Raw genomic sequence first — 1531 nt, 5'->3', positions numbered from 1 at the left:
TAAGATAGATAACCATAATATCTTTGGACAAGTATCTATATAAATTGATATAAAATAGAATTAAGAGTACTAATAAATAATGGGAAAACTCAATGGCAGAACTAAAACAATATGAATTAATAAAAACAATAATTTACAAAGTTGATACCAAAGATGATTACGCAGAATATAAATTAGAAGTCTATAAAGGAAATAACGGATTTAAAGGAATTATTTATAGAAAAGATTGCTATAGAATGTTAGCTCGTTATGATGAAAATTTTATAAATATCGATAAAAATCTATTTACTCTAGATAATAATTTTAATCGTTGTTTAATTAATTATGATGAATTGGAAGAAAATATCATTAATAATTTTTATATTGAATTGGAGAAAATTGGAGGCCATCTCAATTAATTGTAATGGCTATTATTTCAAGTTAAATTGAATTCTGTTGGAAAGCGAAATAGGTTTAATTCTCGCCAAAAAATGGGCAAATGCCACTTCTATGATATAACTAACAATCCTAGGTAAACACATTGTGTGTCAAAAAATTGAGTGCAGAGTTTAAACAACAGGCAGTGGTTTGATATTGCTTTATCCACTTATCTAATGCGGATTTAGTGATGTCATACTCAGCAACAATATTCGTTCATTTTTTAGCATTTTGGTAGAGAATCACCATTTGTTTTTTTATTGGTAAGTAAAACGGCGTTTTTCTCTTTTTGAAATGTGATTTGTCATGGGTGATTTCTTTTGTTTATCGTAACAATGACCTGATAAAACGGGTACTAATTATGTAAATACCCCAAACTTAGTACAAGATTCAAGTAGAAAATCATACTGCTTGTCTTAGTGTTTTATACTCAATCGGCGTCATGTTATTTAATGCCTCATGCGGTCTTTCGGTGTTATAAATCGTTAACCATTCTTCGGTTATTCTCCTTGCTTGTGCTAAGTTGTTAAAAAGATATAAATCGAGTACTTCAGTACGATAGGTGCGATTAAATCGTTCAATGTACCCGTTTTGATATGGGCTACCGGGCTCTATATAATCAATGGCTATATCATGTGATTTAGCCCAGTTTATAAAGGTTTTTCCTGTAAATTCTGGTCCATTATCGACGCGTATTTTTAATAGATAGCCATGATATTCAGCCAGTTTATCTAAGTAACGGGTAACTCTCCCTGCCGGTAAGCTTACTGCAATATCAATACCTAACGCCTCACGATTAAAGTCATCAATGACATTGAATGTCCTAAAGCGACGTTGATTACAGCTACTGTCACTCATAAAATCCATTGACCAACATTCACCTTGTTTATTAGGAACCAATAGCCTTTCTGGGCTTCGTGGAGGAATACGTTTTTTACGCTTTACCCTGAGATTAAGCTTTAATTCACAATACACCCGATATACCCGTTTATGATTCCATTTATAGCCGAGCTTTCTGATACGATTAAAGCATTTAGGAAAGCCCCAGCGTAAATGCCGGTCTGTGATAGCATTCAATACCGAAACAATCACCGAATCATCCTGTAACTTAGGT

Annotated in this window: 2 protein-coding genes; one reads left to right on the top strand and one right to left on the bottom strand. The window is 32.6% G+C overall.

Going from position 1 to position 1531, the window contains the following annotated elements; all coding sequences use genetic code 11:
• The first annotated feature begins 92 nt into the window (after positions 1-92).
• Positions 93-398 (top strand): hypothetical protein, encoded by a 306-nt coding sequence (locus tag A9G22_RS09025; protein WP_065586719.1) that lies wholly within the window; start codon positions 93-95, stop codon positions 396-398.
• Between the two features lie 421 nt (positions 399-819).
• Here the strand turns inward: A9G22_RS09025 and A9G22_RS09020 are convergent.
• Positions 820-1531 (bottom strand): IS3 family transposase (locus A9G22_RS09020; RefSeq protein WP_141669916.1); only part of this gene is annotated, 712 nt, incomplete at its 5' end.

The organism is Gilliamella sp. App2-1 (assembly GCF_001690255.1).
Lineage (GTDB): Bacteria > Pseudomonadota > Gammaproteobacteria > Enterobacterales > Orbaceae > Gilliamella > Gilliamella apicola_G.
The sequence above is the reverse complement of the archived record's forward strand: the minus strand, read 5'-3'. Positions and strand labels throughout refer to the sequence as shown.

Excerpts from the sequence above, each read along its gene's own strand:
- A9G22_RS09025 (WP_065586719.1), top strand. The coding sequence starts at position 93 with ATGGCAGAACTAAAACAATATGAATTAATAAAAACAATAATTTACAAA.